Here is a 23875-nt window from a genome sequence, read left to right on the forward strand (position 1 = left end):
GGCATGTAGTCGATCAACGTGTCCGGTCAGTACACCTAGGGCCGCACTGCGCCGCGAGCGAACCGCTGCCCATGCCTCTCGCGCCTGCTCACTCCACGTAGTACCGTTTTCAAGCACCTGCACCTGCACCTGCACCTGCACCTGCACCTGCACCTGCACCACGATGGAGGCCGGCATGACCGACGACGACCAGACCTCGAGCATCCCGGCCCCCGCCGAGCCGCTGATCACCGTGGACGTGTGGACCGACGTGGTCTGCCCGTGGTGCTACCTCGGAGAGTCCCGCCTGCACGACGCGATCGCCGCCGAGGGCCTCGAGGACCAGGTGCAAGTGCGCGCCCACTCCTTCGAGCTCGACCCCACGGCGCCGACCGATATCGCGGGAGACAACATCGCCCATCTCGTCACGGCCAAGGCCATGCCGGAGGAGAAGGTGCGCGAGATGGAGGGGCAGGTCCAGGCGATGGCACAGGAGCTTGGTCGCGAGTACGTCATCAACCGCCCGATCGCCAACACCCGCGGCGTGCATCGCGTGATGCAGGCGATCGGCGAGGCGCAGGGCATCGACGCTGCGACCGATTTCTTCATGGACGTGCAGCGCGGTTACTTCACCGCCACCTCGAATCCGTTCGACGCCGACGCCGTGGTGGCGCGCGCGGTCGAGGCCGGTCTTCCCGAGGCTGCGGCGCGGGCCGCCCATGCCGGGGAGACGCATGACGCGCAGGTCGAGGCCGACGTGCGCGAGGCGACACAGATGGGTGCGCGCGGCGTCCCGTTCTTCCTGTTCAACGACAAATACACCGCCCCCGGCGCGCTGCCGCTGGACGCCTTTCGCCAGGCTCTGCGACAGATCATCGACGACGCTCGGGCCGAGCGGACACAGTCATGACCGATATGGCGAGCCCCGGCTCGAGCAGGCGCGACGCGAGTCCGTTCGGCGAGAGTGAGCGCGACGTCGCCGCGGACAGTACGGAGTCGCAGACCTCCCCTCCCTTGGTCTCGCTCACGTCGCTGCTCGGTGGCGACGTCGAGGGCGGCGCGTCCTGCGCGCCTGACGGCACCTGCGACTGAGGAGTCGCCGTGTCGGCCGCGCGGGCGGTGACAATAGACAGACAGGCAGGCGGACGGAAGTGGGCCGCCAGCTCCGTTCGCCCTCCGCCCACCCACCACATATGCAGAACGCGGGACTCTATGAAGCGGCCAACCCGCATATGGGTTCGGCGGGTCCATAGAGTCCCGCGTTTCCGCTCCACCCCAACCGCACGGCCGCCCAGCCGGCCACGGGGGCGCCACCCATCCGGCCAGCGGCCACAGGGGGCGCGACAGGCCAGCCGGCCGGCCCCGCGGCACGGTCAGCGAGCCAGCAGCTCCTCGGTGTCGGTGCCGGGCAGGCTGATGGTGACCGGGGTGCTCCACGGGTCCTTGACCTTCACCGAGCGGCCTTCGTCGGCGAAGGAGAGGCCGGCGGACTTCAGCCGGCCGGTCAGGGCGTCGAGGTCGTCGCGGCCGGGAACCGTGATGGCCACGTCAGCCAGGCCCAGCGAGGTGGCGCGAGGGCCGGCGCCGCGACTGTTCCAGGTGTTCATCGCGACGTGGTGGTGGTAGCCGCCGGCCGCCGCGAACAGGGCACCGGGGTGGGATCCCACGGTGGTCTCGAAGCCGAGCGAGTCGACGTAGAACGCGCGGGCCGCGTCGACGTCGCCGACCTGGAGGTGCACGTGGCCGACGATGCCGGGACGGATCCCGGGAGCGGCGGCGACGTCGTCGGTGAGGTGCCTGCTGAGGTAGGCGTTGGGGTCGAGGTACAGGGAGTCCATCGCGACCTGGCCGTTGCTCCAGGTCCACTGGTCGCGGGGACGGTCCCAGTACAGCTCGATGCCGTTGCCCTCAGGATCGGTGAAGTAGAACGCCTCGGAGACGAGGTGGTCGCTCGAGCCGACGAAGCGCGAACGAGGATCCTGGGCGGCGCGCAGCACGGTCCCGGCGAGCGCGGATTGGTCCTCGAAGAGGAAGGCGGTGTGGAAGAGGCCGGCCTGTCGGGGGTCGACGGCGGGCAGGCCAGGGGTGGCGACGAGGCGCACGAAGGGGATGCCGCCGCGGCCGAGGACGCGGTGGACCTCGCCGTTCACGCGCGCCTTCTCCTCGAGCGAGGTCAGTGCGAGGGCGTTCTCGTAGTAGGAGCTCATCAGCTCGAGGTCGCCGACGCGCAGGGTCACGGCATCCATGGCGAGATCGGCGGAGAGGTGGCGCTCGTCAACCACCCCCGTCACGGGGGCGGACGTGGCCTGGGGCGAGGTGGTCATGAGCGATGGTCCTTCCGACGGTGATCGACAGGCCCAGCATGACTCGTTTTAGCTGAAAGTTCAACGACTGGGTGACGCACACCCTTCGCGCTCCCTCACCCCCGTCCGCGCTCAGTCCCCGTAGGCCCTCAGGGCCACGATGCGCGCCGCTGTCGCGCCGTTCATGTCCTCGATCACGACGCGCAGGGCATCGGCGCGCAGCGGATGCTCGAGCGGGAAGGACCGGTGGCGTTCGCGGTTCTCCCGGATCCGGGCGACCTCCTGCCACTGCGCGTCGATGAGCACTTCGAGGCGAGCGGTACGCACCAGGGTCGGCATCGTGTCGTTCGGGGTGCGGTGATGGTGGAGGTTGATGAGGTCCTCGTTGAGGTCGTCGTCGAGCACCAGGTCGATGGCCGTGATCTCCTGGGGCGCCGACCAGCGCAGCTGCAGCCAGGGCTGCGGGTCCTCGGCCGTATCGGCGGAGACCCACAGAGCCGGACCGCCGTAGGGCCGTGCGTAGCCGCCGACCGCCTGCTCGGGGACGAAGGCACGGGTGGGCGACCCTGCACGGAAGCAGATGCCGCGCCCGTGCAGCGTCTCCTTCCAGTACCGCCACTGCTCAGGGCTCGCCTCGTCCGGCGGCAGATCACGGTGCCTCATCGTGACCGTGCCGGGCTCCACCCGATCGCCCTGATGGACCTCGACCAGCGGGTTCCGGCGCAGCACGACCACGGCGTTCTGCGCCGCCTCCGGCTCCCAGTCCAGGTCGGCCCGCACCCAGGACCGGCCCTGCCGCACCGGCACCTCGACGCTGCGCACGCGCGACGCGGGCAGGTAGTTCTGAGGCCGGCCCACGCTGTGCAGCTCGACGACGAGCTCGGTGTCCTCGATCGCGTCGACCAGGACCTCGACCGACCCCAGCATCGGGTCGACCGGCAGCACGAGGGCGAGGTCGTGATCGAGCACGACCTGTCCCGTGCTCCGCGTCGAGGCGAGCGTCCGCTTGTGGGAGGACGCCGTCACCTCGGCTCCACGTGCCAGGTTCGCCGGATCGTCGTCGGCGACGCCGAGCAGGGAGGCATCCGCGCGCACCATCGCCCGGTGCAGCGCGGGCACGTGGTCGGAGGCGAGGGAGCGCGGGCTCACCTCGAGGCGGCCGGCGACCGCGGCGCCGATTCCGGCGGCCTCACCGAGGATGCCGCAGGTGGCCATCACACGGGTGCTCCCGAAGGCGACGTGGCTGGCGCTGATGTCCCGACCTGCCATCCACAGGTTCGAGACGTTGCGCGAGTACAACGCGCGCACCGGGATGTGATAGTTCCCGTCGGGGTGCCAGTGCCGCGACCCCTTCTCGCTCGCGTACACACCGCCCACCGGATGGAGGTCGATCGACCAGCCGCCGAAGCCGATCCGGTCGTCGAACTCGGTCTGGCCGAGCACGTCGTGCTGGGTGAGGATGTGATCGCCGACGAACCGTCGGTACTCGCGCTTGCCGGGCACGGCGCCCACCCATTCGAGGCTGAGGGTGTCCGCATCGAATCGCCCGGAATTCTTGATGTGGTCCCAGAGTCCGTAGCAGACGGCCTGCAGCTCATCACGGATCCGCTCGTTGTCGCGGACGACGTCGAGGTGGCCGCCCCATTCGATCCACCAGAAGTCGCAGCCGTTCATCGTCTGCCGGATCACGCGGTTCTGCGGGATGGCGGTCGCTGCGATGTCGACCGCGAACGGCGGGGCGACGAACTTCTGCGGATGCCCGACGTCCTTGGTGTAGAAGAGGATCGTGGAGCCGAGCATGTCCTCCCCCGCGTGCTCGGGCGCCCAGGACTCCCCGAACCTCTCGCGCGGCTCGCTCCCCCGCATGGTCTCCGCGCCGGCCAGGTGGCCGACCAGGCCGTCGCCGCTGCAGTCGATGAAGGACTCACCGCTGAACCTGATCCGACGCTCGGAGCCGCTCATCCACCCGGTGACGGAGCGGATCGCCCGGGCATCGTCGGGCCCGTCGGCCTCGACCTCGGTCACATCGGTGTTGAGGAAGAGCTCGATGTTCGGCTCGGCACGCACCTTCTCCAGCAGCAGCAGGTCCCAGTAGTACGGATTCCCGTCGGGGTTGCGGAACTGGTTCTCGACATACAGCTCGCCCATGATGCCGGTCTCGCGGGCAAACAGGTGGATCCCGTGCGCGGTGGCGCCGCAGACCCAGACCCGCACCTCGCTCGACGAGTTCCCGCCGAGGACGGGCCGGTTCTGGACGAGGGCGACACGGCTGCCCTGACGGGCGGCTCCGATCGCTGCGCAGACGCCGGCGAGGCCTCCTCCCACCACGACGATGTCGGTGGTGACGGATTCGGTGAGCATGGGGATCCTTCCTGCGGGGGTGGTGATGCGTGAGGTCAGAGGTCGGTGTCGTGCCGCGAGGCGGGCGAGTTCGTCTCCAGAGTCCCGTCGTCCACGAAGCGCATGGTGGGGTCGGCGGAGCGGCGCTGGGCGACGAGCAGCCAGAGCATGCTGGTGAGCAGGGTGTCGCTCGCGCGGCCGGCGAAATGCTGGGTCCACACCGCACCGTTCCGGATGCCGGTGAACAGCGGGATGTCGGCCGCCCGATCGAGCTCGGCACCGGGCGCTCCGTGCACGGCGATCGTGGTGGCGCCGGCCCGCGCTGCGCTCCGCAGCAGCTGCAGGGCGGTCTCGTCCTTCCCGGAGCGGTTCAGCACCAGGACCACATCCCGCTCGGTGAAGGTGCGGGAGACGAGCTCGAGGGTGCGTGACCCCGCCTCGTGGCACCAGACGGCGACGCCGATCCGCTGGAGCCGCAGGTACAGCTCCCGCACGGCGATGGAGTCGCCCCACTCCCCGTGCAGGTGCACGCGCTCGGCCGCGGTGATCGCCTCGGCCGCGCGCTCGACCTGCGCCTGGTCGATCAGCGCGGCGGCGTCGCGCAGGGCACGGGCGGCGGTCCCCGCCAGGATGTCGAGGACCTCCCCGGGGGCGTCGGCGGGCGTGATGGCCGTTCCGATGTCCCGCTCCCATCCGGACTGCGCCGCTCTGCCGTTGTCGAGGGCGATCGCCGCCCGCAGGGCCGGGAACCCGGCGTATCCGAGCTTCCGCGCGAAACGGGAGACCGCGCCGGGGAAGGTCTCCGCCGAGGCCGCGAGGGCGGTGATCGAGGAGTCCCCGGCAGCAAGGGGGTCGGCGAGGATCGCCTCGGCGATCCGGCGATGCCCCGGGTTCAGCCGGGGCAGCTCCTCGTGGAGCCGGCCCAGGGCCGACGGGGACGCGGCGGGGTCGGGAGTGGTGCTCATGGATGTTCGTCCTTGTACGTTCGCGTGGGCGGGAGACGTCGGCCGTGGGCCGTGGAGGCCGCTGCGAGCGACCGCGACCAGTGTGCTCGGAGCAGACGGGCATGCGCCTACTTCAGAGCGCTCTCGGTCATCGCACGCACGAATCGGCGTTGGAAGATCAGGAACACCAGCAGGATCGGGACGATCGAGATGACCGATGCGGCCATCGACAGTCCTGCCGCCATCGCCCCGTTCTCGTCGGTGAAGCTGGTCAGCCCCATGGGGAGCGTGTAGTTCTCCGGGGTGGAGAGGAAGACCAGCGGGGTCTCGTAATCGTTCCAGGACCAGACGAACGTGAGGATCGCCAGCGCGCTGATCATCGACAGCGCGTTCGGCAGATAGATCCGGAAGAAGATCTGGAGCTCGTTCGCGCCGTCGAGCCGCGCGGCCTCCGCGAACTCGTCCGGCTGGGAGACGAAGTACTGGCGCATGAGGAAGGTCCCCAGCACGGTGAACATGCCCGGAAGGATCAGTGCCCACAGGGTGTCGTACAGGCCGAGCTTCTCGAAGTACACGAAGCGCGGGACCAGCAGCAGCTGGGCCGGGATCAGGGAGGTGGCGAGGTAAGCGATGAACACCTTGCCGCGCCCGGGGAAGCGGAGCTTGGCGAAGGCGTACCCGGCCAGGGTCGCCGTGGTCAGCTCGCCGAGCACCCGGAGCGCGGCCACGAACACCGAGTTCCCGAAGGGGATGAGGATCGAGCTCTCCCCGAACAGCACCTCCGTGTAGTTCTCCCAGCGGGGCTCGTCCGGGACCCACTGCATGGGGATCCGGAAGGCCTCCACATCCGGTTTGAGGGAGGTGGAGATCATCCAGGCGAAGGGCAGCAGGAACACCAGTGCGAGGAGCCACATCGGGATCCCCCAGGCCCAGCGGCGCACGCGCTCGCGGCGCTTGCGCAGCGCCTGCCGCGCGGCCATGCCGGTGCCGGGGCTCGGCCCTGCGCCGGCCTGCGCGCCCGTCCTCGTGCCGGGATGCGCGCCCCCGCGCGCTGCCTGTCCGCCTGGATCGGCGGTGGTCGTGTCAGTCATGGAGCGCCCTTCCTCGCTGGGCTCGCCACATCAGGAGCATGATGGCGAAGATGCCGATGAAGGTCACCAGGCCCACGGCGGAGGCGTACCCGAACCGGTAGAACTGGAAGCTGGTCTGGTACATGTAGAACGACAGCGTGGTCGTGGAGTCCCCGGGGCCGCCGTTGGTGATCAGGGCGATCATGCCGAAGGTCTGCGAGATCCCGACGAAGAGCGTGACCAGCAGGAACACGGTGGTGGGCAGCAGGGACGGCCAGGTGATGGCGCGGAACGACGCCCAGCGCCCGGCTCCGTCGATGCGGGCCGCCTCGTACAGCTGCGTGGGAGCGTCCTGCAGCGCAGAGAGGTAGATGAGGTTCGCGTAGCCGGCCTGGGACCAGATCGTCACCAGGATCAGCGCTGGCAGTGCCCAGTTCGAGGAGGCGAACCACTGCGGCAGGTCCTCCGCCCCGAAGGCTCCGAGGGCCTGGTTCACCAGTCCGGCCTCCGGGTCCAGCAGCATCTGCCAGGTCATGCCGATGGCCACGATGTTCACGATGTAGGGGACGAAGAAGGCGGCGCGCAGCAGGCCGCGGGCCGGGATGTCCCGGTTCAGCGCCAGGGCCAGCGCCAGTCCCACCACCAGGGTGAGCGGCACGGCGACCCCCGCGTACACGATCGTGATCACGAGGCTGCGCCAGAAGGTGGGGTCCTGGAACACGGCGAGGAAGTTGTCCAGGGCGACGAATTCGATGCCCGCGAAGCCCGAGACCAGGTTCCATTGGGTGAACGAGAGCAGCACCACCGAGATCAGCGGGATGAAGGTGAAGGCCAGCACCCCGAGGAGGTTCGGCGCGACGAAGAGCCATCCCACGTACGGTCTCGGCTCCGACGGCGCCCTTCCCGTGCGCCGCGGCCGTCGGGCGCCCGCAGCGCCGATTCCGGCCGACGCGCCTGCCGGGTCGTTCCTGGTGTCCACGATCGCCATCTCAGTCCTCCTCGAACCGGTCGATGAGTGCCTGGGCGTTCTTGTCGACCGTGTCGATCGCCTTCTCCGGCGAGCGCTCCAGCAGCCAGCACACGTCGCGCTGCTGCTCGTACTTCTGCGTGATCTCGGTGTAGGCGGTCAGCTCGGTGTCCAGGTGCATGCGCGGTTGGTCCTCGAACAGAGTCCGACGGAACGAGTCGACGTCGAAGAACTGCTCCGCGTCCTCGCCGAGGACACCGTCCAGCAGCTCATCGTCATCCACGTCGCCCAGCAGGGAGATGTAGCCGGCTCGGGCCATGTCCTGGGCGCTCTCCAGCAGCCAGAACCTGCAGAACTCCCAGGCCAGCTCCTGCTTGGGGCTCTTGGAATTGATCTGGATGAACGCGCCGTACTCGCCGGTGTTCCAGTCGTTGCCGTCGACGGTCGGCACCGGGGCGGCGGAAACCCTGAAGTCGTGGGGGTACTCCTCCTGATCGGTGAGGAATCTCAGGGAGTACGGGGCCGTGGTCCACAGCCCGAAGTCCTCGGCGATGAAGTTGTTCTGCTGATATGCCTCCAGCTGGCGCGCCAGGGCCTGCGACCAGGGGTACAGCACTCCGTCACGGATCAGCTGCGCCGCCAGGTCGAAGTGCTGCAGGAACGCCGGGTGGGAGAAGTTCGAGTCGCCCTGCGCGGTGAGCCGGTAGTTCGGTCCGAGCTCGATGCGGGCGAGATCGGGGAGCACATAGGTGCCGTACTTCCCGTCGTCGGCGAGCGCGCGAATGGCCTCGAGGTACTCCTCGAGTGCCCACTGCGTGGGGAGCTCGATCCCCGCGCGCTCCCGGAGGTCCTCGTTGAACAGCACCATCTGCGGAATGCGCGTCGTCGCGAGCGCCGTGATCTCGTCGCCGTCGATCATGGCCTTGGGATCCTCGGTGTCCAGGAACATCTCCAGCTCGGGAGCAGCCCGTACGAGGTCGCCGACGTCCGCCGCCAGGCCGGAGTCCACGCGCATCGCGAGGTTCGGGACGCCGTAGGTGAAGAAGACGTCGATGTCGACGCCTCCCTGCAGGGCCGTGTTCACCTTGAGATTCCCCCGGTCGTCGTTGACGTACGGGGTGTAGGTGACGTGTGTGCCCGGGTGCTCCTCCTGGAAGCGGTCGATCACGGCCTGCGGGCCGTTCTCGGCGGGGACGCCGCCCCAGACCTGCAGAGTGTCCATGTCCTTCGGCGAGGAGGCGGAGCACCCGGGGAGGGCGGTGGCGCCCGCTGCGGCGCCCAGCGTGCCGAACTGCCGACGGCTCAGGGAGCGTCCAGATGCACGGAGCATGCGACAACCTTCCAACGCGACGGTGCGTGGGTGATACGTAGGTGAGGTGCGGGCCAGAGCCCCGGAACGGTGCACAACTTTTGCACTCTGAACCAAACGCGTCAACCCTTGATGCACATTGTGTGCCCGCCTATCGTGGGGAGACCGCGGCGTTCCCGGCCCGTGAAGGCCGCGTCCCGCAGACCCCGGCCCGGGCAGGCCGGACCCTCAGACGCTGGAGGACGCCGGATGGCGACACCGATCGAGCAGACGCAGGACGACCCGGAACCTCCGGAGCGCCACCCAGGCACCGGTCGCCGCGACACCGGTGCGGGCCAGACCGGCCCTGACGACTTCGACGAGTTCTGGCGCGCGACGCTCGCCGAGCACGCCGGCCGCGGCTCCGCCGCCTACGAGGAGGTGCGCTCCCCGCTGCGCAGCATCGTCGTCCAGGACGTGCGCTTCCCCGGATTCGGCGGACATCCCGTGCGGGGATGGATGCTGGACCCCGCGCACGGCGGATCGCGCGGGACCGTGGTGCAGTTCCTCGGCAACAACACCGGCCGCGGTCTGCCCGAGCAGTGGACGTTGCTGCCGAGCGCCGGCTGGTCGACGTTCGTGATGGACAACCGCGGGCAGTCCGGTCCCGCTTCGGTGGGAGACACCGCGGATCCCGTGGGCAGCGGCCCGCAGATCGTCGGCCGCATGACCTCGGGCATCCAGCATCCGGAGACGTACTACTACCGGCGACTGTTCACCGATGCCGTGTGCGCGGTCGACGCCGTCGCCGCCCGCGGAGAGTCAGGGACCGCGCCTCTGGTGGTGTCGGGAGGGAGCCAGGGCGGCGCGACCGCGCTGGCCGCCGCGGCCCTGTGCAATGGCGTGACGGGAGCCCTCGTGGAGGTGCCGTTGCTGTGCGACATCCCCCGCTCGGTCGAGACGGCCGCCGACGGACCGTTCACTCAGGTCCGCGATTACCTGCGGACCCGGCGCGGGGACGAGGCCGCCGTGCTCAGAACGCTGTCGTACTTCGACGGGGTGCACTTCGCCTCCCGCGCACGGGCTCCCGCCCTGTTCGCAGTCGGTATGCGGGATCCCGTCTGCCCACCGGCCGGCGTCCTGGCCGCCCATGAGGCCTACGGCGGCCCCGAGAAGACCCTGTGCACCTACCGGTTCGACGGTCATGAGCACGGGCAGTGGCAGCATCGGCGCCGTCAGCTGGAGTTCCTCGAGCGGCACGCCGTCACGACGTGAGGGCAGCCGGGACGGGGATCAGGCCGACGCCGCCGAGCGCTCTCGGGGCTCGTTCGCGAGCTGGGCCGACTGCTCGAGCACGAGGGCCCGCCGAGCGGGGTCGGCGGCAACGTCCCGGACCACCCACGCCAGCGCGAGCGCGCAGTCGTCCATGAGCCGGTAGCCCTCGTCGCTCGCGGCATGCTCGGCGAACTCGCGCGTGTGCAGCGCGCCGCCGGCGCCCGTGATCCCCACGAACGGGTGCAGGCCTGGGACCCGCCGGGACACGTTGCCCATGTCGGTGGACGCGGCCATCACACCGAGGGACCCAGCGAGCGGACGCCCCAGCGTCGCCATCGCCTCGTTCCAGGCCGCGCCGAGCACCTCGTCCTGCAGCAGCGGCTCGTAGACGGGCTCGGAGGTCGCGATCTCCAGGGTGCAGCCGGTGGCGACGGCCCCGGCCTCGAAGCAGGCGACGAGCTGGGCGCGCAGCTGCTCGAACTCGGGCATCGTCAGAGCCCGGCACTCGAAGTCCACGACGGCGGTCTCGGGGACGATGTTGGTGACGCCGGTCTGCTGGGGCACGAGCGCAAGGCGCTGACCGTCCCGCATCCGCTGGCGCAGCAGTCCGGCCGCGACCTGGGCGATCACGGCGGCGTCGTTGGCGTTGATCCCGTCGGTCGGGTTCGCGGCAGCGTGGGCGCCGCGCCCGGTGTATGTCGCGCGCCAACGGCCGACGGCCTGGCTGGTCGAGCCCAGCACGTCGTAGGTGTCGGTATGCGGGGTGGGGTGAGCCATGAGCGAGAGGTGCACGCCGTCGAACACCCCGCGATCCAGGAGCAGCTGCTTGCCGCTGCCGTGCTCCTCGGCCGGCGTGCCGATGACCAGCAGCGTCAGGTCCAGCTCGTCGACCAGATCGGCGAGGGCCAGAGCGGCGCCGAGCGAGGCCCCGGCGATGAGGTTGTGCCCGCAGCCGTGACCGATCTCGGGCAGCGCGTCGTACTCCACGCACAGCGCCGCCACCAGCGAGCCGGTCCCGATCCGTGCTCGGAAGGCCGTGGGGAGCTCGGCGAGGCCGCGTTCGACGGCGAAGCCGGACCTCTCCAGCAGGTCGGCGCAGCGGTCGTGGGCCCGATGCTCCTCGAAGGCGATCTCCGGCTCGGCGTGGATCGCGCGGGCGACGGCATGGACGGCCTCCCGGCCGGCGGCAAAGGCAGCGGAGATCGAGTCTCGGCGCGGATCGGGGATCGGGGCAGGGGCGACGGAGTTCACGTGGCGATCCTGCCACGGCACGCATCGTCGGCCGGCCCCGTCGACCCCGCCGGTCCCGTCTGTCCTGAAACCGGGCCGGTCGATCAGCCGGTCGGCCCCGTCAGTCCCCGGAGCGCAGCAGCGGCGGCACCAGCGAGGTCCCGGGCCCCGCGGCGTACAGGCGGGCCGGGCGACCGCCGGTGGGTGCGGCGTGCTTCTCCAGGTCGAGCAGGAAGCCCTCGGTGCGGGTGGCCTTGCGGTGGAAGTTCCCGGCGTCCAGGGTCGTGCCCCAGACGCTCTCGTAGACACCGCGGAGCTGGGAGATCGTGAACTCCTGGGGCAGGAAGGTGACCGCGAGCGTCGTGTACTCGAGCTTGGCGCGGGCGCGCTCGATGGAGCAGGCGAGCACGTCGGCGTGGTCGAAGGCCAGATCGATGGCGGCCAGCTCGTCGATGGCCCACCAGCGGGCGTCGGCGACATCGTCCCCTCGTCGAGGGTCCGGGAGGTCCGCACCGAGGGCCATGAAGGCCACCGAGATCACGCGGCCGCGCGGGTCGCGGTGCGGGGCGCCGAAGGTGCGCACCTGCTCGAGATGGACGGCTCCGCTCCCGAGCGACGCCTCGTCGGCGAGGACGCGGTAGGCGGCCTCGTCGAGGTCTTCCTGGAGCTCCACGAATCCGCCGGGGAGCGCCCAGGCGCCACGGTGCGGCTCGTCGTCGCGCTGCACGAGCAGCACGCTCAGGGCATCCTCGCGGAGGGTCAGGACGATGAGGTCGACGGCGACGCGGATGTCTTCGGCTGGGGAGACCATGGGGTCACCCTAGGCCCCGTTCTGGTCACTTCGACTGCTACTGCAGTGCGGCTCACATGTTCTGGACATGCGTCGCCTCAGCAGGCACCAGCGGGGACGCCGCTCGTCCCCGCCCCACCAGGCGCATCACGCATACGGCCCGCCCGGCGCGGGATCGAGCGCCGGGTCTGGATCCACGACGTCTGCGTTCATCGACGAGCCCGAAGACTGACGAAGACTGACATGGTTCGCCCACCCGTGGACTGGCGAGCGACCGCTCGGCAACGGGTGGGCACCCCGGTCAGGGGCCGGGCGCCAGCCGTCAGGCCGACGTCCAGCGATCCCACTTCTCGGCGCGATGCTCGGCCTCGACGAGGCGCACGGTGCCGGACGCGGAACGCATGACGATCGACTCGGTGACGATCCGCTCCCCCGCGTAGCGCACACCCCGCAGCAGGTCGCCGTCGGTGATGCCGGTGGCCGCGAAGTAGCAGTTGTCCGAGGTGACCAGGTCATCCGTGGTCAGCACGCGCTCGAGATCGTGTCCGGCGTCGAGCGCCTTCTGCCTCTCGGCGTCGTCGATCGGGGCGAGGCGGCCCTGCAGCATGCCGCCGGTGGCCTTCACGGCGCAGGCGGCGATGATCCCCTCGGGAGTGCCACCGGTGCCCAGCAGCATGTCCACGCCGGCGCCACGGGCGGCGGCGATCGCCCCGGCCACGTCACCGTCCATGATGAACTTGACCCGTGCTCCGGCCTCACGGATCTCCTGCACCAGCGGCTCGTGCCGGGCGCGCTCCAGGACGCAGACGGTCACCTGGCTCACCGGCTTGCCGAGCGCCTTCGCCACCAGGGCGATGTTCTGCTTCACCGGCAGGCGCAGGTCCACGAAGTCGGCGGCCTCGGGGCCCACGACCATCTTCTCCATGTAGAACACGGCCGAGGGGTCGTACATACTCCCCTTCTCGGCGACCGCGAACACGGACAGGGCGTTGTTGTAGCCGAGCGCGGTGAGGCGGGTGCCGTCGATCGGATCCACCGCGACGTCCACGTCGGGACCGGAGCCGTCGCCCACGCTCTCGCCGTTGAACAGCATCGGGGCCTCGTCCTTCTCCCCCTCGCCGATCACCACGGTGCCGTTCATCCGTACGGTGTCCATGAAGGAGCGCATCGCGTCGACCGCGGCGCCGTCGGCGGTGTTCTTGTCGCCCGCGCCCACCCAGCGGGCGCCGGCGATGGCCGCAGCCTCGGTGACGCGCACCAGTTCGAGTGCGAGGTTGCGGTCCGGGGCGGTCGAGGTGTCGGCAGGCGTGGAACTCGTGGGAGTGGTCATGGGTGTCCTCCGTCGTCGTTGTCGAAGCCATCACGCATCGCCTGCTGACGCTTCAGGACTCGACGGGCTCAGCAGGGCCGGACGCGCAGTTCGGACTCTACCCTGCAGGTCAAGATGCACTCGGGCACGACGAAGCCGCCCACCCCGTGCGGGATGGGCGGCCGGGCCTCCGATGTGCGACCGCGAGGATCGCTCTCAGACCGCGAGGGCGGCCTGCTCGGTGCGCGCGGTGCGGTCCTTGATGCCGGCGCGCAGGGCGACGAACAGGGCCACGAGGCCGACGGTGAGGAGCATGTGTCCCAGGCCCGCGATGCCGGGGATCGCAGCGCTGGTGGTGGCGGGATCCTGGCCGTCCAGCGTGAGGAAGCCGCGCACGGCCTGCATCGCCACGGTCACCACGAGGCCCACGTTGTAGGTCCAGTAGAAGACCGAGAAGGAGCGTCGGCCGCTGAGGGAGAAGACCGCGTCCAGGGCGAGGACCACGAGGAACACGACCATGCCCAGGACGAGCAGGTGGGTGTGCAGGGTGTTGAGCTGGGAGTGGGTGCCGAGGTTGTCGGTGGCCTTGGTGAACTCGCGGTAGAAGAGTCCGGAGCCGAGGCCGAGGATGATGTACGCGAAGGCGGTGTTGAGGAGCTTGTTCATGTCTTCGACTCTAGGAATCGGCCGTGACCTGGGGATCAACCGAAAGATTGAGCGTCGAGGTGGCCCGCATCTCAGGCCCGTCGCGGTGCTCAGGTCCTCGGAGCCCGGACCGCCAGCAGGTGCCAGATCCACAGGGTGGCTCCGAGCACGGCGAAGGCGATCGAGGTGACCGCCAGCGCTGTCAGGCTGACGGCGATCAGCGGTGCGATCAGCCCGGCGAGCAGCGCGTTGAGCACCAGGCCGAAGAAGGTGCCCAGTGAGGCGGCGGCGCCGCGCTCGTGCGGGAACAGGTCGAGCACCTCGAGCTGGATGGGCGCGAACAGCAGCGCCACGGTGAAGGCGATCAGCATCGGCCCGATCGCGGCGAGCAGCAGGGACCAGCTCAGCCCGCCTGTGAAGTCCGGCGCGATGGAGACCAGCACGAGGTTCACGACGGTCGAGGCCAGGGTGCCGAGGAATCCGAGGGTGATCAGCCGGCTGCGGTCCATGAGGTCGGCGACGCGCCCCACGATGAACGATCCGGAGATCATGCCGATGATCAGCGGCACGAACAGCACCCAGAAGTCCTGCTCGCCGAGCCCCAGCAGGTTCACCACGAACAGGGAGGCGCTGGCGATGAACAGGAACTGCGAGGCGAAGCCGAAGGCGCTGGCCGCCGCGATCCGCAGCATCACCGGGGAGCGGCCCACGTGCCACAGCGATCCCAGCAGCGCCCCGACGCGCAGCGGGGTGCGGCCCTCGCGCGGCAGCGTCTCCGGCAGGCGGGTGGTCGCGATCAGCACCACCAGCGCATACAGGCCCACGCCGCCGAACACCCAGCGCCAGTCCCCGAGCAGCAGCAGCCAGCCGCCGAGGATCGGTGCGATCGCCGGGGCCACCGAGAAGATCATCATCACCTGCGCCATCAGCCGCTGCGCCTCGGAGCCGGAGAACATGTCGCGGATGACCACGCGCGAGACGATCGTGGCCGCGCCCGCGCTCATGCCCTGCAGCACCCGCAGCAGGATCAGCGTGCCCATGCTCGGGGCCAGAACGCAGCCGAACATGCCGATCAGGTAGATGGTCAGCCCACCGATCATGACCTTCTTGCGCCCCAGCGCGTCGGACAGCGGCCCGTGGAAGATCGACATGATCGCGAAGGCGGCGAGGTACGCGGCGACCAGCTGCTGGAGCGCGACAGCGTCGCTGCCGAACTCCTCGCCGATACGGGTGAAGGCCGGGAAGACGGTATCGATCGTGAACGGACCGATCATCGCCAGCGATGCGAGGGTCAGCGTGATCCGGGCGCCCGCCTTCCGGCGACGCGGAGGTACGGGTGGGACGTGAGAGGTGGGGAAGGGCGTGGTCACCAGGTCGATCCTAAGCAGGATCGGGGTGCCGCCGCCTCCTCGTCCCACCGCATGGAAAGCGCTCGCGCCCCTCTGTCGCCGCCTCCCGCCGCATGCGGCGCACGTGCGCGGCAGCACGTGACGGGCATAGGCTCGCCCTGGCACCGTCGCCCCGATGACGCGGCCGCCCCACACCCCTGCGACCAGAGGTCACTCCATGAAGCACGTCGCCATGCCGCACACCGACATCTCCGCACCCAACGTGGTGCTCGGGCTGATGCGCATCGCCGAGAAGTCCGACGACGAGATCCGCACCCTGGTGCGCACCGCGCGCGAGGCTGGCATCGATTTCCTCGACCACGCCGACATCTACGGCGATGAGCTGCACCGGTGCGAGGAGCGCTTCGCGCAGGCGCTGCAGCTCAGCCCCTCCGAGCGCGAGCAGGTCACGATCCAGACCAAGGCCGGGATCGTGCCCGACGGCCCGTACTTCGACTACTCCTACGAGCACCTCATCGAGTCGGTCGAGGGCTCCTTGAAGGCGCTGCAGACCGACCACATCGACATCCTCCTGCTGCACCGCCCGGACGCCCTCGTGGAGCCCGAAGAGGTGGCCCGTGCCTTCGACGAGCTCCACGCGAGCGGCAAGGTGCGCCATTTCGGCGTCTCCAACCACACTCCGCGGCAGATCGACCTGCTGGCGAAGCATCTGAACCAGCCGATCGTCGCCAATCAGCTGCAGCTGTCGATCACCCACTCGACGTTCATCGCCCAGGGCATCGCGGCGAACATGCAGGGCACCGACCAGGCGATCGTGCGCGACGGCGGCGGCATCCTGGACTACTGCCGTCTGCACGACATCACCGTGCAGGCCTGGTCGCCCTTCCAGGCGAAGTTCTTCGACGGCGTGTTCCTCGGCCATCCGGACTACGCGGAGCTCAACCAGGTCATCGACCGTCTCGCCGCGAAGTACGAGGTCGCGCCCGAGGCGATCGCGACCGCCTGGATCACCCGTCATCCGGCGCAGATGCAGGTCGTCCTCGGCACGACCACCCCGCAGCGGGTGAGCGATGCGGCCGCTGGCTCCGAGATCCCCCTGACCCGCCCCGAGTGGTACGAGCTCTTCCGTGCGGCCGGGTGGATCGTGCCCTGATCCGCACCGCATTCCGTGACCTGATCCGCACCAGGATCCTGACCGGCTCGGCGGGACTGCCGGGCCCGACCGGGGCACGTCAGCGCAGCCGGCATCAGCAGGCACCGCGTGGCAACACTCCCCGGGAGCCGGCGGAGCCGGGCACGATGGGGCCGACGTTTTCACAGATCAGCCGCAGCGAAGCGGCGAGGAGGCACAGCACATGGCCCAGCGACGTATCGGACTGATCGGATACGGCGACGTGTCCGTCGTCCATGTCGGAGCGATCGAGGCGATCGACGGCCTCGAGCTGATCGGCATCGCCGATACCGATCCTGCCGGCCGTGCGCGCGCCGAGGCCGCGACCGGCCTGCCGACGTTCGCCTCCGCCGAGGAGCTGATCGATGCCCTCGGCCCCGACGCCGTGCACGTCACCACTCCGCACGACCAGCACGTCGGCCCGTCGCTCGCCGCGCTGGAGCGGGGTGTGCACGTGCTGCAGGAGAAGCCGCTCGCCCATACCCTCGAGGAGGCGACGCGCCTGGTGGAGTCCCTCGGCTCCGCGTCCGCGCCGCGGGCCGACGGCGGCAGCGGCGCCCCGAAGATCGCGATCTGCTTCCAGAACCGCTACAACCGCGCCAGCCAGGAGCTGTTCCGACTGCTCGAGGGCGGCGAGCTCGGTGAGGTGCGGGGCGCCTGGGCATCGGTCGTCTGGTCACGATCGGCGGAGTACTACGCCGCCAAGCCCTGGCGCGGGCGCTGGGAGAACGCGGGCGGCGGCCTGCTGATCAACCAGGCGATCCACACCCTGGACCTCGTGCAGTGGCTGCTGGGACCCGTCGAGCGCACCGAGGGCCTGGTCTCGCAGAAGAAGTTCGCCGGCGTCGTCGAGGTGGAGGACACCGCTGATCTCCTGCTGCACCATGCCTCCGGCGCCACCACCACGTTCTACGCGACCCTCACCGCGCCCGTCGCACGCCCCGTGGAGCTCGAGGTCGAGACCGAGCACGCCTATCTCGAGGTGCGCTCGGGGCGCGGGGGCGGTCTCACCGTGCGGTGGAAGGACGGCCGGGTCGACACCTTCTCCGACCGGGTCGCCACGGCCGGTGGGCGCGCCTACTGGGGTGTCTCCCACGAGGAGCTGATCCGCGACTTCTACGCGCGCCTCGATGCCCCCGAGCCGTTCTGGATCGGCCCGGCGGAGGCGATGGGCTCGCTGCGGATCCTCAAGGACGCCTACGCCAACAGCGCCGTCGGGAACTGAACAGGCGCGTCGGCCGGGGCGCCTACTGCCGCCTCACCGCCGACGACTTAGGCGCCACCGGCTTCCCCGGGATCCGCGGCATCCGACCCCCGGTCTCCCGGCTTCCCCAGCCTCCCCGGCTTCCCCGGCTTCCCCGGCGCCAGCATCTGGGCCACCCGCCGGACAGCACAGTGCCCGCCCTCCCCGTTCGGGGTGGGCGGGCACTGTCGCTCGGTTGCGCAGTCGCGCAGTCGCGGGTCAGATGACCTGACGGCCCTCCTTGCGGGCCTCCTTGACGTCCTTGGCGAAGCCGCGGGCGATGGTGATCAGGATTCCGAGCACGAGCACGGGCCAGACCAGCACGTAGGCAGTGAGCATGGCAGTCATGGGGCTGCCTCCTTCCTCAGGGGGTGCGCGGGGCGATCAGCCCCGTCGCGCAGATGATCGATCAGTGGCCGGGGGCGGCGGGAACATCGCCGCGCGGAGGGTTCTCCCCCGCAGCGGTGTCCTCGACGGCGGGGGCGTCCTCCTCGTCGAAGTCACCGGTGATCCGCTTGATCACCGAGAAGTCGAAGTTCTGGGACGACTTGACGCTCATCAGGTAGCAGACCAGGAACGAGACCGAGTAGGCGACCAGCGAGCCGGTCAGCGTCTCGTAGTCACGCAGGTACCCGAAGCCGAACGGGAGCACTGCGATCGTGGCCACGGCACCGATGATCACGGCCGGGCGCAGGCCGAAGAAGCCGAACGCCATGATGCCCAGCACTACGCCGACACCGAGGATCGCGAGCGCCTCGACGAAGAAGGCCCAGGCACCGGTGAGCGGGATCAGGGTGAAGCGCACCGGCAGGAACACCGCGAGCGCGACGATCACCGACACGGTGAAGGCCTTGTTGGTGACCTTCTTCCAGTAGAAGGACGCGATCACCGGGAACACCAGGCAACCCCACAGGGCGCCGACGAACACCAGCAGGTCCAGGATGTTGAACCGTGCGGTGGCGAAGAACAGCGCCGCGGCGGTCGCCACGATCATGGTGATGCGCCCGATCAGCAGCATGAACTTCGGGTTCACGTTCTTGCGGCCCACGGACTGGCCGTAGATGTCCGTCATGACGATCGAGCTGAGCGCCGACAGGTCGGAGTCCGCGGTGGAGGACAGCGAGCCGATGATCATGATGAACGCGAGGGCGACCAGGGCCACCGGCAGGTAGGTCCCGACCATCTGGGGCAGCAGGTTGTTGACGTCCCCACCAGCGGGCTCGATGCCCAGGTAGAGCGCCATCACGCCGATCATGCCGATGCCGATCACCGTCGCGCCGTAGCCGACGGTCGCGGTGACGAAGGTGGGCTTGATGAGGTCCTCGCGCACGGCGAAGAGCCGCTGCGCGATGGTCTGGTTGCCGATCGCGTAGGCGAGGACTGCTGCGATGTACGGGGCGCCCTGGTTCATGAAGGCTTCCGAGGAGAAGAAGCTCTCCTGCTGCGGGGTGACGTGGCCGGCGGCGACTCCGTCGGCGAACATCTGCGGGCCGCCGACGACGAAGAAGACCGCCGGGATGATGACGACGGCCGCCCCGAGCATCGCGATGACCTGTGCGAAGTCCGTCAGCACGGACGCACGGAAGCCGGACCACAGGGTGTAGAGCAGCACGCCGCCGGCGATGATGACGATCCCGGAGCCGAAGCTCAGCGGGGAGAGCATCGCGATGATCGCGCCACCGGCGATGAAGTTCGAGGTCAGCGAGATGACGGAGCCGAGCACGTTGGAGCCGGCCAGCATCAGCTGCGAGGAGCGCCCGTGACGGGCGTACATGACCTCGGCGAGCGTGTGGGCCTTGGGCGCGACCTTCCGGATCCGCTTGCCGAAGGGGTAGATGAACAGGATCATCAGTGCCCCCCACAGCCCGTAGTGGATCGGGCCGGAGACGCCGTAGGTGTAGCCGGCGGTCACCGAGGCGTACATCGAGGACGCCCAGATCCAGGTGGCGGTCATCGAGGCGGCGGAGACGCCGAAGCCGATGCGGTTGCCCGCGGTCATGTAATCGTCGGCGTTCTCCTTCTTGCGGGAGATCACGACGGACATCCACATCGTGCCGCCGTAGAACAGCAGCAGGAGCAGGATCACGCCGATAATGCCGAGCTGGTGGATTTCTCCCATAGGCGCGGGTGGCACGTTACTTCCTTTCGTCGCAGACAGATCGGTCCCTCGTTCGCCCGGTCGTCCGCGGCACTCTCCAAGCGTCCCGGGCTCGCAGTGGTCCCAGGGGCCGACCGGCAATCGACCCCCTGAGCGAGTGCCGCCCGGCATCGACCCGGGCGATGCGACGCATCTGCTCCGGGGATGGGGCCGCGGCGGCAGCAGTGGGTACGGCTCCTCCCGGAGACCGACACCGCACGATTCACCTCGCTTGGGGCCGCATAGATACTCGCACAGTAGGGACCCCCTGGCCAGTTCGTGGATAACTATCAGATAACCCGTGCAGGTCAGAGCGCTAATAATGATTGTCAGACAAACAGAAACGGCGACGTGTCACCTCGGTGGCGCATGAAGATGCAGCGGTCTTCAGTGGCACCGCACTGCGCACCCGACGGGCCGCCGCCCCACGGCGTCGCCAGAGCATCGCCAGCGCACCCCGAGAGCATCGCGAGAGCATCCCGAGAGCAGCGTGGCAGCGCACCGGAGCACGACGGGTCCGCCGGCCCCCGGACGCACCGCGCAGCACTCCGGCCAGGCACGATGCACTCGTACGTGCAGTGCGGTCGCTGCGCACGGCCGCTGTTATCGTCGCGCTCATGACTCGCATCAGCATCGTCGTCGCCCTCCCCCAGCCCGCCGCCATCGAGGCCGACACGACGCTCGACGCCGCCCCTCTCGTCGAGGCACTGGTCCGACGGGGAGTCCATGCCGAGATGACCCCGTGGCGCGGGGCCGACGTCGACTGGGCCGCGTACGACCTGCTGGTGATCCGCAGCCCGTGGGACTACGCCCTGCACGCGGCCGAGTTCGAGGACTGGCTGGACCGCGTCGACGCGTGCACCCGCGTGCTCAACGAGCCGGACCTCGTGCGCTGGAACATGGACAAGCGCTACCTCGCCCAGCTCGAGGAGGCGGGGGTGCGGGTCGTCCCGACGTCGTACCACCGGGAGGTCGGCTCGTTCGCGCAGGCCCTGCAGGAATTCCAGGACTCCTCGGCGCACGTCGTCATCAAGCCCACCGTCGGGGCCGGCTCGCAACTCGTCGGCCTCTTCGCGCCCGAGGACCCGGCGGCTCTCGCCCTCGCGGAGCAGATCCTGGACGCGGGCGGGGTCGCGATGCTCCAACCGGAGGTGCCGGAGCTGTCCGACGGGCGGGAGAAGGCGCTCTATGCGCTCGACGGGCATCTCAGTCATGCGATCTCGAAGGGCGCACTGCTCGCCCGGGGCGGCGGGCTGCGCGGCGGCGTCTATCAGGAACGGCCCGTCCTGGTCGAGGCGACTGCCCAGGAGAAGGCGTTCGCCGAGCAGGCCCTCTCCACGATCGCGCGGGTCACGGGCCTGCCCACGCCGCTGTACGGCCGCATCGACACCGTCGACTCCGCCGAGCACGGGCTGGTGCTGCTGGAGGCCGAGCTGTTCGAGCCGCTGTTCAACCTGCACCTCACCCCGGACGTCACGGAGCTCTTCGCGGACGCAATCCTCGCGAGGGTCTGACGAGCGCCAGCGGCGTCGGCCTGACAGGAGGCGCCGTAGCTCCCAGGGTCCTAGGGCTGCCGCCCCTTCCCCTCCGCAACCAGGGTCTCGAGCCACGCCGGCTCTTCGTCGTGCAGAAACCTGTCGGTTCCGTTCCGGGCACGCGAGAATGAAGCGCTGCCCGGAAATCCGGCAGCCGATCACGGACACCCCACGCAACGTGCCGACCGCGGCAGCGAGACGGAGACACTCACACGATGGCCACGATGCCCCACACACCCACTCCTGGCGTCGGTACACCGGCCGCCCCGTCGGCCCCGTTCGCCCCGTCGGCCTTCCTGTTCGGGGGCGATTGGAGCCCGGAGCAGTGGGACCGTGAGACCTGGCGCGAGGACATCGAACTGATGCGTCGCGCGAAGGTGAACACTGTCTCGCTGGGCATCTTCTCGTGGGCGATGCTCGAGCCCGCCGAGGGCGTGTTCGAGACGGACTGGCTGGACGAGGTGATCGAGCTGATCACGGAGGCCGGGATCGGGTTCTTCCTGGCCACACCCACGGCGTCCCCGCCGCCGTGGTTCACTCTCGCCCATCCCGAGGCGATGCCGGTGCGGGAGGACGGGGTGCGCCTGACGCACGGCTCGCGCGACACCTACGCGATCAGCGCCCCCGCCTATCGCGAGGCGTCGCGGCGCATCGCGCGGATGCTCGCCGAGCGCTACGGCGCCCACCCGGGCCTGCGGGGCTGGCACCTGCACAACGAGTACGGGACCCTCGATCACGGACCGGAGGCCGCACGCTCCTTCCGCGCCTGGCTGCAGCGCCGCTACGGCTCCCTCGAGGCGCTGAACCGGGAGTGGTCCACCGCGTTCTGGTCCCAGCGCTACGGCGCCTGGGAGGAGATCACCCCGCCGCGCACCACCCAGTACCTGCACAATCCCGCGCAGCTGATCGACTTCCGCCGCTACAGCTCCGACGAGATGCTCGCGGCGATGGGCGAGCAGCGCGACGAGATCCGCGCCACGGGCTCGCGCGCCCCGATGACCACGAACTTCATGCTGCCCACCTGGAACCATCTGGAGCAGTGGAGCTGGGCCGACCAGCTCGACGTGGTCTCCCTGGATCACTACCTCGACACCACCGGGCCGGACGCGGAGACGCACGTCGCCTACGGCTCGGACCTCTCCCGCTCCTGGTCGGGCGGGCCCTGGGTGCTGATGGAGCAGAACGCGGCCGGGATCTCCCTGGGGGATCGCACGGTCGCCAAGAGCCCGCAGCGCATGATCCGTCATTCGCTCGGCTACATCGCGCGCGGCTCCCAGTCCTCGCTGTTCTTCCAATGGCGCGCATCCCTCGGCGGCTCCGAGCAGTGGCACAGCGGGCTGGTCCCCCACACCGGTGGGTCCACACGGCGCTTCGAGGCCGTCTGCGAGCTGGGCGGGATCCTCGAGCGGATCGCCCCGGCGGTGCGGCTCCCGGCCGACGGGCCCCTGGTCGCCGCGGAGGTCGGGATCCTGTGGCACGCCGACGGGTGGTGGGCGCTGGAGACCCCGCACGTGCCCAGCGATGCCCTGCGGTACTCGGACGAGGTTCGTGCGACCCATCGCTCGTTCTGGCGCGCCGGCATCCCGGTGGACTTCGTGCGCCCGGGGGCCGACGCGAGCCGGTACCGGCTGCTGGTGGTGCCGTGCCTGTACCCGCTCTCGGACGAGCAGGTCAACTGGCTGACCCGGTACGTCGAGGCTGGCGGTGAGCTCGTCGTCACCTACCTCTCCGGCATCTCGGATCCGTCGCTGCGCATCGCGCCGGGCGGCTATCCGGGCCGCCTGCGCGAGCTGCTGGGGGTGCGGGTCCAGGAGCTGCTCCCGCTCGAGAACGGTGCGCAGGTCGCGCTGGACGACGGCGGGATCGTCGAGGAGTGGACGGAGCTGCTGGAGGCCACGGATGCCGAACCGACCGCCCGCTACGCGGACGGGGACCTGCGCGGGCTGCCGGCGATCACGCGCGTCCGGCGCGGGGAGGGCCACGCGGTCTATCTCTCCGCCCGCCTGCGCCAGGACTCCCGCGACGTGTTCTTCGCGGCGGTTGCCGAGCGCCTGGGAGTCCGTCCCACGCTCGAGGGCGCTGCGCAGGCCGGGCTCGAGGTCGTGCGCCGCCGGGGCGACGGGGCTGATCACGTGTTCCTGCTGCACCACAGGAGCGAGCCGGTGACCGTGCGCGGGGAGGGGCGTGAGCTGATCTCCGGACAGGACGGGTCCGCCGGGGTGAGAATCGAACCCGGCGGGGTCGGCGTGCTGGCAGTGGCCGCTGATGGACCGCTCGAGCTCCTCCGCGTCCCCTCCTGA

General features: G+C 69.9%; 19 protein-coding genes. 6 read left to right on the top strand and 13 right to left on the bottom strand.

Features of this window, described 5'->3' with window-relative positions; translation table 11 throughout:
• Nucleotides 1-175: 175 nt before the first annotated feature.
• Nucleotides 176-889, top strand: a complete 714-nt coding sequence (locus tag CIK81_RS12790) for a DsbA family protein (protein ID WP_114355777.1) — start codon at nucleotides 176-178, stop codon at nucleotides 887-889.
• 463 nt (nucleotides 890-1352) lie between these two features.
• Here the strand turns inward: CIK81_RS12790 and CIK81_RS12800 are convergent, their stop codons facing one another.
• From CIK81_RS12800 to CIK81_RS12825, 6 genes are all read right to left on the bottom strand, one after another.
• Nucleotides 1353-2303 carry a VOC family protein gene (locus CIK81_RS12800; protein WP_114355779.1) on the bottom strand — a complete coding sequence of 317 codons (951 nt, stop codon included), beginning with the start codon at nucleotides 2301-2303 and terminating at the stop codon, nucleotides 1353-1355.
• Nucleotides 2304-2414: 111 nt separating this feature from the next.
• Entirely contained in the window at nucleotides 2415-4643 is a 2229-nt protein-coding gene (locus CIK81_RS12805; RefSeq protein WP_114355780.1) for an FAD-dependent oxidoreductase, read from the bottom strand.
• Between the two features lie 35 nt (nucleotides 4644-4678).
• The gene (locus CIK81_RS12810) at nucleotides 4679-5587 is read right to left on the bottom strand and encodes a MurR/RpiR family transcriptional regulator (RefSeq protein WP_114355781.1); all 909 of its coding nucleotides are present in this window, start codon (nucleotides 5585-5587) and stop codon (nucleotides 4679-4681) included.
• A gap of 107 nt (nucleotides 5588-5694) precedes the next feature.
• Nucleotides 5695-6657 (bottom strand): carbohydrate ABC transporter permease, encoded by a 963-nt coding sequence (locus tag CIK81_RS12815; RefSeq protein ID WP_241964155.1) that lies wholly within the window; start codon nucleotides 6655-6657, stop codon nucleotides 5695-5697.
• Nucleotides 6650-7624 (bottom strand): carbohydrate ABC transporter permease, encoded by a 975-nt coding sequence (locus tag CIK81_RS12820; protein ID WP_096196199.1) that lies wholly within the window; start codon nucleotides 7622-7624, stop codon nucleotides 6650-6652. Before CIK81_RS12820 ends, CIK81_RS12815 begins: the two co-directional genes overlap by 8 nt.
• A gap of 1 nt (nucleotide 7625) precedes the next feature.
• Nucleotides 7626-8933 (bottom strand): ABC transporter substrate-binding protein, encoded by a 1308-nt coding sequence (locus CIK81_RS12825; RefSeq protein ID WP_096196200.1) that lies wholly within the window; start codon nucleotides 8931-8933, stop codon nucleotides 7626-7628.
• A gap of 228 nt (nucleotides 8934-9161) precedes the next feature.
• On the opposite strand from CIK81_RS12825, the gene CIK81_RS12830 reads away from it, so the two are divergent.
• Nucleotides 9162-10166, top strand: a complete 1005-nt coding sequence (locus CIK81_RS12830) for an acetylxylan esterase (protein WP_096196201.1) — start codon at nucleotides 9162-9164, stop codon at nucleotides 10164-10166.
• Nucleotides 10167-10184: 18 nt separating this feature from the next.
• Here the strand turns inward: CIK81_RS12830 and CIK81_RS12835 are convergent, their stop codons facing one another.
• From CIK81_RS12835 to CIK81_RS12855, 5 genes are all read right to left on the bottom strand, one after another.
• Complete coding sequence (locus tag CIK81_RS12835; RefSeq protein ID WP_241964156.1) at nucleotides 10185-11417, bottom strand: M20 family metallopeptidase; 1233 nt, start codon at nucleotides 11415-11417, stop codon at nucleotides 10185-10187.
• A 100-nt stretch (nucleotides 11418-11517) separates the two neighbouring features.
• Complete coding sequence (locus CIK81_RS12840; protein WP_096163673.1) at nucleotides 11518-12207, bottom strand: NUDIX domain-containing protein; 690 nt, start codon at nucleotides 12205-12207, stop codon at nucleotides 11518-11520.
• 301 nt (nucleotides 12208-12508) lie between these two features.
• The gene (gene glpX, locus CIK81_RS12845; protein ID WP_114355782.1) at nucleotides 12509-13516 is read right to left on the bottom strand and encodes a class II fructose-bisphosphatase; all 1008 of its coding nucleotides are present in this window, start codon (nucleotides 13514-13516) and stop codon (nucleotides 12509-12511) included.
• Between the two features lie 195 nt (nucleotides 13517-13711).
• Nucleotides 13712-14161 (bottom strand): DUF2871 domain-containing protein, encoded by a 450-nt coding sequence (locus CIK81_RS12850; RefSeq protein WP_096196202.1) that lies wholly within the window; start codon nucleotides 14159-14161, stop codon nucleotides 13712-13714.
• Nucleotides 14162-14250: 89 nt separating this feature from the next.
• Complete coding sequence (locus tag CIK81_RS12855; protein ID WP_241964157.1) at nucleotides 14251-15510, bottom strand: MFS transporter; 1260 nt, start codon at nucleotides 15508-15510, stop codon at nucleotides 14251-14253.
• Between the two features lie 196 nt (nucleotides 15511-15706).
• Here CIK81_RS12855 and CIK81_RS12860 point away from each other — a divergent pair, with 196 nt between their 5' ends.
• Together CIK81_RS12860 and CIK81_RS12865 are read left to right on the top strand one after the other, a co-directional pair.
• Nucleotides 15707-16642, top strand: a complete 936-nt coding sequence (locus tag CIK81_RS12860) for an aldo/keto reductase family oxidoreductase (protein ID WP_096163676.1) — start codon at nucleotides 15707-15709, stop codon at nucleotides 16640-16642.
• A gap of 202 nt (nucleotides 16643-16844) precedes the next feature.
• Nucleotides 16845-17885 carry a Gfo/Idh/MocA family protein gene (locus CIK81_RS12865; protein WP_096163677.1) on the top strand — a complete coding sequence of 347 codons (1041 nt, stop codon included), beginning with the start codon at nucleotides 16845-16847 and terminating at the stop codon, nucleotides 17883-17885.
• Between the two features lie 237 nt (nucleotides 17886-18122).
• Here CIK81_RS12865 and CIK81_RS18580 read toward each other — a convergent pair whose 3' ends face one another.
• Together CIK81_RS18580 and CIK81_RS12875 are read right to left on the bottom strand one after the other, a co-directional pair.
• Nucleotides 18123-18251 carry a putative transporter small subunit gene (locus CIK81_RS18580; protein ID WP_096163678.1) on the bottom strand — a complete coding sequence of 43 codons (129 nt, stop codon included), beginning with the start codon at nucleotides 18249-18251 and terminating at the stop codon, nucleotides 18123-18125.
• Between the two features lie 61 nt (nucleotides 18252-18312).
• The gene (locus tag CIK81_RS12875; RefSeq protein ID WP_114355783.1) at nucleotides 18313-20022 is read right to left on the bottom strand and encodes a sodium:solute symporter family protein; all 1710 of its coding nucleotides are present in this window, start codon (nucleotides 20020-20022) and stop codon (nucleotides 18313-18315) included.
• 635 nt (nucleotides 20023-20657) lie between these two features.
• Here CIK81_RS12875 and CIK81_RS12880 point away from each other — a divergent pair.
• Both CIK81_RS12880 and CIK81_RS12885 read left to right on the top strand, forming a co-directional pair.
• Nucleotides 20658-21554, top strand: coding sequence for a RimK family alpha-L-glutamate ligase (locus CIK81_RS12880; protein ID WP_114355797.1), 897 nt, complete (start codon nucleotides 20658-20660; stop codon nucleotides 21552-21554).
• A 245-nt stretch (nucleotides 21555-21799) separates the two neighbouring features.
• Nucleotides 21800-23875: a beta-galactosidase gene (locus CIK81_RS12885; RefSeq protein ID WP_114355798.1), complete on the top strand. Its 2076-nt coding sequence runs from the start codon at nucleotides 21800-21802 to the stop codon at nucleotides 23873-23875.

Source organism: Brachybacterium sp. JB7 (assembly GCF_003335205.1).
Classification (GTDB): domain Bacteria; phylum Actinomycetota; class Actinomycetes; order Actinomycetales; family Dermabacteraceae; genus Brachybacterium; species Brachybacterium alimentarium.

Coding starts and splice junctions, on each gene's coding strand:
- CIK81_RS12810 (WP_114355781.1), bottom strand. CDS start 5,587: ATGAGCACCACTCCCGACCCCGCCGCGTCCCCGTCGGCCCTGGGCCGG.
- CIK81_RS12825 (WP_096196200.1), bottom strand. CDS start 8,933: ATGCTCCGTGCATCTGGACGCTCCCTGAGCCGTCGGCAGTTCGGCACG.
- CIK81_RS12840 (WP_096163673.1), bottom strand. CDS start 12,207: ATGGTCTCCCCAGCCGAAGACATCCGCGTCGCCGTCGACCTCATCGTC.
- CIK81_RS12790 (WP_114355777.1), top strand. CDS start 176: ATGACCGACGACGACCAGACCTCGAGCATCCCGGCCCCCGCCGAGCCG.
- CIK81_RS12880 (WP_114355797.1), top strand. CDS start 20,658: ATGACTCGCATCAGCATCGTCGTCGCCCTCCCCCAGCCCGCCGCCATC.
- CIK81_RS12805 (WP_114355780.1), bottom strand. CDS start 4,643: ATGCTCACCGAATCCGTCACCACCGACATCGTCGTGGTGGGAGGAGGC.
- CIK81_RS12850 (WP_096196202.1), bottom strand. CDS start 14,161: ATGAACAAGCTCCTCAACACCGCCTTCGCGTACATCATCCTCGGCCTC.
- CIK81_RS12865 (WP_096163677.1), top strand. CDS start 16,845: ATGGCCCAGCGACGTATCGGACTGATCGGATACGGCGACGTGTCCGTC.
- CIK81_RS12815 (WP_241964155.1), bottom strand. CDS start 6,657: ATGACTGACACGACCACCGCCGATCCAGGCGGACAGGCAGCGCGCGGG.
- CIK81_RS12860 (WP_096163676.1), top strand. CDS start 15,707: ATGAAGCACGTCGCCATGCCGCACACCGACATCTCCGCACCCAACGTG.
- CIK81_RS12875 (WP_114355783.1), bottom strand. CDS start 20,022: ATGGGAGAAATCCACCAGCTCGGCATTATCGGCGTGATCCTGCTCCTG.
- CIK81_RS12885 (WP_114355798.1), top strand. CDS start 21,800: ATGCCCCACACACCCACTCCTGGCGTCGGTACACCGGCCGCCCCGTCG.
- CIK81_RS18580 (WP_096163678.1), bottom strand. CDS start 18,251: ATGACTGCCATGCTCACTGCCTACGTGCTGGTCTGGCCCGTGCTCGTG.
- CIK81_RS12830 (WP_096196201.1), top strand. CDS start 9,162: ATGGCGACACCGATCGAGCAGACGCAGGACGACCCGGAACCTCCGGAG.
- glpX (WP_114355782.1), bottom strand. CDS start 13,516: ATGACCACTCCCACGAGTTCCACGCCTGCCGACACCTCGACCGCCCCG.
- CIK81_RS12820 (WP_096196199.1), bottom strand. CDS start 7,624: ATGGCGATCGTGGACACCAGGAACGACCCGGCAGGCGCGTCGGCCGGA.
- CIK81_RS12800 (WP_114355779.1), bottom strand. CDS start 2,303: ATGACCACCTCGCCCCAGGCCACGTCCGCCCCCGTGACGGGGGTGGTT.